Origin of the sequence: Arthrobacter sp., assembly GCF_030540645.1 — a bacterium.
Taxonomy (GTDB): domain Bacteria; phylum Actinomycetota; class Actinomycetes; order Actinomycetales; family Micrococcaceae; genus Specibacter.
Genome location: NZ_JAUNVV010000037.1, coordinates 11,393 through 17,130, shown reverse-complemented (window position 1 = coordinate 17,130; position 5,738 = coordinate 11,393). Strand labels below are relative to the sequence as shown.

At 62.9% G+C, this 5,738-nt stretch carries 5 protein-coding genes; 4 read left to right on the top strand and 1 reads right to left on the bottom strand.

Going from position 1 to position 5,738, the window contains the following annotated elements:
- Window positions 1–1,202 (bottom strand): AMP-binding protein (locus tag Q4P21_RS08775; RefSeq protein WP_303388406.1); only part of this gene is annotated, 1,202 nt, incomplete at its 3' end.
- Window positions 1,203–1,403: 201 nt separating this feature from the next.
- Here Q4P21_RS08775 and Q4P21_RS08770 point away from each other — a divergent pair.
- The 4 genes from Q4P21_RS08770 to Q4P21_RS08755 are packed head-to-tail and all read left to right on the top strand — an operon-like array spanning window position 1,404 to window position 5,692.
- Window positions 1,404–2,069, top strand: a complete 666-nt coding sequence (locus tag Q4P21_RS08770; RefSeq protein WP_303388405.1) for a GntR family transcriptional regulator — start codon at window positions 1,404–1,406, stop codon at window positions 2,067–2,069.
- Between the two features lie 10 nt (window positions 2,070–2,079).
- On the top strand, window positions 2,080–3,600 hold the full coding sequence (locus Q4P21_RS08765) for an MmgE/PrpD family protein (RefSeq protein WP_303388404.1): 1,521 nt from the start codon (window positions 2,080–2,082) through the stop codon (window positions 3,598–3,600).
- Window position 3,601: 1 nt separating this feature from the next.
- Window positions 3,602–4,531, top strand: coding sequence for a methylisocitrate lyase (prpB, locus tag Q4P21_RS08760; RefSeq protein ID WP_303388403.1), 930 nt, complete (start codon window positions 3,602–3,604; stop codon window positions 4,529–4,531).
- Window positions 4,532–4,552: 21 nt separating this feature from the next.
- Complete coding sequence (locus Q4P21_RS08755; RefSeq protein ID WP_303388402.1) at window positions 4,553–5,692, top strand: bifunctional 2-methylcitrate synthase/citrate synthase; 1,140 nt, start codon at window positions 4,553–4,555, stop codon at window positions 5,690–5,692.
- Window positions 5,693–5,738: the final 46 nt, after the last annotated feature.

Here is a 5,738-nt window from a genome sequence, read left to right as displayed (position 1 = left end):
CCGGTCTCGGTCTGCCACCAGTGGTCCACCACCGGCACACCCAGCACCTTCGAGGCCCAGTGGAACGTGTCGGTATCCAGTCGCTCACCGGCAGTGAACAGCGTTTGCAGGGTGCCGACGTCGTGCTCCTTCAACAGCGCCGCCTCCGGATCCATCTTGCGAATGGCGCGCAGGGCCGTCGGTGCGGTGAACAGCGCCTTGACCCCATGCTGGGCAATGACACGCCAAAAAGCGCCGGCATCAGGCGTGCCCACGGGCTTGCCCTCATACATCAGTGTCGTGGCGCCGGCCAGCAGCGGCCCGTACACAATATAGGAGTGTCCCACCACCCAGCCCACGTCCGACGCCGTCCACCACACGTCTCCGGCATGGATGTTGTACAGCTTGTCCATGGTCCACAACAGTGCGACGGCGTGCCCCCCGTTGTCGCGCACCACCCCCTTGGGCAGGCCCGTGGTGCCGGAGGTGTAGAGCACGTATAGGGGGTCCGTGGACTTCACCATGACGGGGTCGGCCGGCTTCGCGTCAGCCATGGCGGCATCCCAGTCGAGCGACTTGAGCTCATGTTCGACGGCGCTCTCGGCAAAGCCCTCCCGTCGCTTGATGATGACGGGCAGTTCCGGGACGCCGGCCTTGGCAAGCGCCTCGTAGATAGTGGGCAGATAGTTGATGTGCTTGTTGGGTTCAAGCCCGCCGGACGTGGTGACCACTGCCTTGGGCGCGGCGTCCCGGATCCGAATTGACAACTCACTGGCGGCAAAACCGCCAAACACCACCGAGTGGATGGCACCCAGGCGGGCGGTGGCGAGCATGGCGATGGCGGCTTCGGGAATCATGGGCAGGTAGATGACCACGCGGTCGCCCCTGCCCACGCCCAGATTGCGCAGCACGCCGGCAAACTTTGCCACCTCGGCCGTGAGCTCACTGTACGTGTAGGTGGTGACTTTCCCGCTCATGGCCGAATCGTGGATCAGTGCCAGTTGGTCCCCGCGTCCGGCGGCAACATGCCGGTCCAGGGCGTTGTGGCAAGTGTTCACTTCCCCATCTGGGAACCACCGGCCCAACGGGGCATCCTCGTCGCTGTAGGCGCGCGTTGGCTTCTTGGACCAGTCGACGGCACCGGCAGCCTCAAGCCAAAATTCTTCAGGCTTACTGATGCTGCGCTGGTATTCCTCGCTGAAACTGGTGTCATGCAGGGGCATTCCGGTTCTCCATCCACGGTGATGTGATGAGTGTCATACTATCCATGAATCGCGTCACTCGACAAGGCCCTTTGTATACATAAATTGTGGATTGATGAATATTGAGCGAATTATTGTCCAAAATGCACAATCTTTGTATACACTGATGGGACGTTACATTCCGTGCACCCCAGCGGTGCGCCACAGCAGGCGGGAGGATCGATGCGAGCCAGCGAACGCGCCTATGCCGCCTTGCGCAGCGACATCATCGAATGGCGACTGACCCCCGGCACCGTGCTCGGCGAGGTGGAGCTCTCAGAGCGCTTGGGTGTCTCACGCACCCCGATTCGTGAGGCCCTGGCTAAGCTCAGCGCCGAAGGCCTGGCGAAACCGCAAAGCGGACGGGGGGTGGTGGTCAGCGAAATTTCCCTTGACCATCTGGACGAACTTTTTGAGCTGCGCTCCGCCCTTGAGTGCCGGGCCGCCGAACTTGCCGCACAGCGAGGGGACCCCGCAGTCTTCCGCGCGCTGTACGAACAACTGGTCAACGCCGGAGAACTCCTCACCAGCGAAGACCCCACCCGCTACGACTACTACCGTCTCGTGGGTGAACTGGACACGGCGGTGGATGCCGCCGTCGGAAATCATTACCTGAACTTGGCACTGAAGAACCTGCGAGTGCACCTTGTCCGGGTCCGCCGGCTGGGCAAGGACAACCCGACCAGGCTGCGCGACGCCGCACGTGAACATGCTGCCATTGCCCTGGCCATCGCCAACGGCAACGCCGCCGTAGCCAGTGCCGCCACCACCGTCCACCTGGACAACAGCCTGCGCCACCTTCTCGGCACGGCTGCCCAAGAACTTGCCCACCACCATGTTTCCCCGTGAAAGGAACACCATGACCATCAACCACACAGTCCGCGTTTACAAGAGCGAGGAAAACCTGGCCCGCGAGGACCAGCTCGCGTACAAGATCGCCAAGGTTGCCGCCGACCCCGTTGCCGTCGACGACGACGTGGCCGCCATGATCATCAACCGCGTTATTGACAACGCCTCGGTGGCGGTCGCTTCCCTGAACCGCGGACCCATTGTGGCGGCCCGCGCTCAGGCTCTCACCCACGCCCCGTCCACCGGCGGCTCCGGAGCAAACGTCTTTGGCATCAAGGAGTTGGTATCCCCCGAATGGGCTGCCTGGGCCAACGGCGTGGCCGTTCGCGAGCTGGATTACCACGACACTTTTCTGTCTGCGGAGTACTCCCACCCGGCTGACAACATCCCGCCGATCCTCGCCGTTGCCCAGCACACCGGGGCAACGGGAGCGGACCTGTTGCGCGGACTTGCCACCGGCTATGAAATCCAGGTTGACCTGGTGAAGTCCATCTGCCTGCACGAGCACAAGATTGACCACGTGGCCCACCTCGGCCCGTCCGCTGCTGCCGGCATCGGGACCCTGCTGGGCTTGGAAGTGGAGACCATTTTCCAGGCCGTCGGCCAGGGCCTGCACACCACCACTGCCACCCGCCAGTCACGCAAGGGCGAAATTTCCACCTGGAAGGCGCACGCCCCCGCGTTCGCCGGCAAGATGGCCGTGGAGGCAGCCGACCGTGCCATGCGCGGACAGACATCCCCCGTGCCGATCTACGAAGGCGAAGACGGCGTCATCGCCTGGATGCTTGACGGCCCCGACGCCAACTACACCGTGCCACTGCCGGCCGACGGCGAAGCGAAGCGCGCCATCCTTGACACGTACACGAAGGAACACTCGGCCGAATACCAGGCCCAGGCGTGGATCGATTTGGCCCGCAAGCTGCACAAGGAGCACCCGGAGGCCACAGACCCCGCGAACGTAGAGGGCGTGCTGATCAAAACCAGCCACCACACCCATTACGTGATCGGCTCCGGAGCCAACGACCCGCAGAAGTACGATCCCACCGCCTCGCGTGAGACCCTTGACCACTCCATCCCGTACATCTTCACGGTGGCATTGCAGGACGGTTCATGGCACCACGTGGACTCCTACTCCCCCGAGCGCGCCGGCCGTCCTGACACCGTGGAGCTGTGGCACAAGGTCACCACGGAGGAGGACGCCGAATGGACGCGCCGCTACCACTCCCTGGACATTGCCGAGAAGGCGTTTGGCGGTACCGTGGTCATCACGCTCAAGGACGGCAGTGTCATCGAGGAGTCAATCGCCGTCGCCGACGCACACCCGCTCGGCGCCCGGCCGTTTGCCCGCGCCCAGTACATCAACAAGTTCCGCACCCTGGCTGCTGGCCTCGTGGAGGAAGCCGAGATCAACCGCTTCATCGCGGCAGCGGAAAACCTGCCCAACCTGGCCGCCGGGGAACTGGACCAGTTGAACATCCAGGCGGCGCCCGGCGTCGTCGATCTGGCGGCTGCGCCCAAGGGTCTGTTCTAAGATGCTGTACTCCAAGAAAACACCGGAGCAGAAGCGCCTGGACCTGCGCGGGATGCTGGTTCCCGGGGCTGCCGTGCAGTTCCCGGGCGCCTTCAACCCGCTCTCGGCGCGGCTCATTGAGGAAAAGAAGTTCGACGGCGTCTACATCTCAGGTGCCGTCATCGCCAACGAACTCGGGTTGCCGGACATTGGCATGACCACGATGATCGAGGTGGCTGCACGAGGCGCACAGATCGCACGGATGACGGATTTGCCGTGCCTCATTGACGCTGACACCGGTTTTGGTGAGCCCATGAACGTGGCTCGCACCATCCAGGAACTGGAGAACGCCGGGCTGGCGGGGTGCCACATCGAGGACCAGTTCAACCCGAAGCGCTGCGGCCACCTGGACGGCAAGAACATGGTGGACCTGGACACGGCAGTCAAGCGCATCGCCGCTGCCGCCGACGCCCGGCGCGATCCGAACTTCCTCATCATGGCCCGCACCGATATTCGCGCTGTGGAGGGGCTGGATGCCGCCATTATGCGGGCCAAGGCCCTGGTCGACGCCGGCGCAGACGCCATCTTCCCCGAAGCCATGAAGAACGTGGCCGAGTTTGAGGCAGTGTGCAAGGCTATCGATGTCCCGGTACTGGCGAATATGACGGAGTTTGGAAAAAGCGAACTTTTCACCCGCGATGAGCTCGCAGCAGCAGGGGTCGCCATGGTCATTTACCCCGTCACTTTGCTGCGCAGCGCCATGGGTGCCGCCGAACGGGTGCTGGAGGCGATCAGTGCCAACGGCACGCAGAAAGCGGCTGTGCCGGACATGCTGACACGTGCGCGCCTCTACGATCTGGTTGACTATGAGGCGTATAACCAATTTGATACAGGCATCTTCAATTTCCAGGTCCCCAGCTTGGACATCGACAATAACAACGCCAACCTCTAGGTCTACAAAGGAGTGCACACCGTGAGTGAAGAAGAAGTACGCAAGGGTCTGGCCGGGGTGGTCGCAGACTATACGGCCATTTCCAAGGTCAACCCCGAGTCCAATTCACTCCTGTACCGCGGTTACCCCGTGCAGGAGCTGGCGGCCAACAAGTCCTTCGAGGAAGTGGCACTGCTGCTGTGGACGGGAGAACTGCCCACCGAGGAAGCACTGACCTCCTTTGAGGCGTTCGACCGAGCCAACCGCTCCCTCGACTCCCGCGTCAAGGCCGCCATCGATCTGCTGCCCGTCGACTGCCACCCCATGGACGTTGCCCGTACGGCAGTTTCAGTCGCGGGTGCCAACAATGCGCTGGCTGAGAACTCCTCCCCCGAGGCGGAACTGGAAAAAGCCAAGTCGCTCTTTTCCGAGTTCCCCGCTATCGTGGCCTACGACCAGCGCCGCCGCCGCGGCTTGGGCGTCGTTGAACCGCGCGATGATTTGGATTACTCCGCCAACTTCCTGTGGATGACGTTCGGCGAGGAGGCTGCACCTGAAGTGGTGGATGCCTTCCGCGTCTCCATGGTGCTGTACGCCGAACACTCCTTCAACGCCTCAACGTTCACGGCCCGAGTCATCACCTCCACACTCGCCGATCTGCACTCGGCTGTGACGGGTGCCATCGGCGCCCTCAAGGGCCCGCTGCACGGCGGCGCCAATGAAGCCGTCATGCACACCTTTGACGAGATTGGCATCCGCAAGGACGAGTCACGCGAGGAGGCTGCAGCACGGGCCAAGGAATGGATGGAGGGCGCCCTGGCCGCCAAAAAGAAGGTCATGGGCTTCGGCCACAGGGTCTACAAGAACGGCGATTCCCGGGTACCCACCATGAAGGCAGCCCTCGAGAAAATGGTTGCCCACTACGACCGGCCGGAAATGATGGGCCTGTATGACGGGCTGGAGGAGGCCATGGAAGAGGCGAAGGCTATCAAGCCGAACCTCGACTACCCGACCGGCCCCACCTACCACCTCATGGGTTTCGACACGGACATGTTCACACCGCTGTTCATTGCCGCCCGCATCACCGGGTGGACGGCCCACATCATGGAGCAACGCGCTTCCAATGCCCTGATCCGTCCGCTCAGTGCCTACAACGGCGTTGCTGAACGCCACGTGTCCTAGTCTTTTAGGACGCATCCCCTTTTAAGTCCAGCCGCCGCCCGCCCAC

Bases quoted from the DNA above. Each gene is read 5' to 3' on its own strand.
- Q4P21_RS08770 (WP_303388405.1), top strand. From the start codon at position 1,404: ATGCGAGCCAGCGAACGCGCCTATGCCGCCTTGCGCAGCGACATCATC.
- Q4P21_RS08765 (WP_303388404.1), top strand. From the start codon at position 2,080: ATGACCATCAACCACACAGTCCGCGTTTACAAGAGCGAGGAAAACCTG.
- prpB (WP_303388403.1), top strand. From the start codon at position 3,602: ATGCTGTACTCCAAGAAAACACCGGAGCAGAAGCGCCTGGACCTGCGC.